Origin of the sequence: Protofrankia sp. Cr1, from assembly GCF_963555865.1 — a bacterium.
Classification (GTDB): domain Bacteria; phylum Actinomycetota; class Actinomycetes; order Frankiales; family Frankiaceae; genus Protofrankia.
Genome location: NZ_CAUVXO010000576.1, coordinates 3431 through 4104 on the forward strand (window position 1 = coordinate 3431; position 674 = coordinate 4104).

Below are 674 nucleotides of genomic sequence, written 5' to 3' on the forward strand. Positions count from 1 at the left end.
GTGGGAGCCGCAGCAGGCGGTAGCAGAACGCTCCGCAGCGCCGTGACCCGCAGACCGTGGACGGCCTGGCGGGCGGTGGCGGCAAGCACCACGGGGTCGGGCGTACCGGGGACGACAAGCACAACCGCACTGTCGGCGACAAGGCCGAGCGCAGCGGACCGGGAGCGGTCCGCCACAACGCCGACACCCGGCAGGCGGGTGGTTGCCAGCGCACCGACGCGTAGGTTGACCGGCCGGTCGCGACCGATGTCGACCTGAGCGCCCAGCTGCACGTCCAGAGCCGCTGCAACGCTGTGCGCAACCGCCACGTCTCCATCCGCGATCCGCTGCCACAGCCCGGTGGCCTCGGCGGTGCCGGCGGGCGCAACGGTGCGCAGCAGGCCCGCATCAGCCCCGACCGCGCCGGTGCGGCCGCTTCCCACACTCACCTCGGCAAAGTCGGTGACAACCGCCTCGACCGCGCCCACAGCCTGGCGAAGTCGGTCGATCTCAGCCCGGGTAAGACTGTGATCAGCCGTGACGAACAGGTACGGATCGGCTCGGTGTGTCAGCGGACCCAACGGGTCTCGGGTGCCGACGACCGCGCCGAACGCGGCGGCAATGGGCGGATGGCCCCCTGGTGCGGTCGTCGGGGGTGCGCGACGTGCGACGAGGGCTCCCACCACCGTGACTCC

At 72.4% G+C, this 674-nt stretch carries 1 protein-coding gene; it reads right to left on the reverse strand.

Features of this window, described 5'->3' with window-relative positions; genetic code table 11:
• Positions 1-674: hypothetical protein (locus tag U9980_RS26070; RefSeq protein WP_322770351.1), on the reverse strand; the 674-nt coding region annotated here is incomplete at both ends.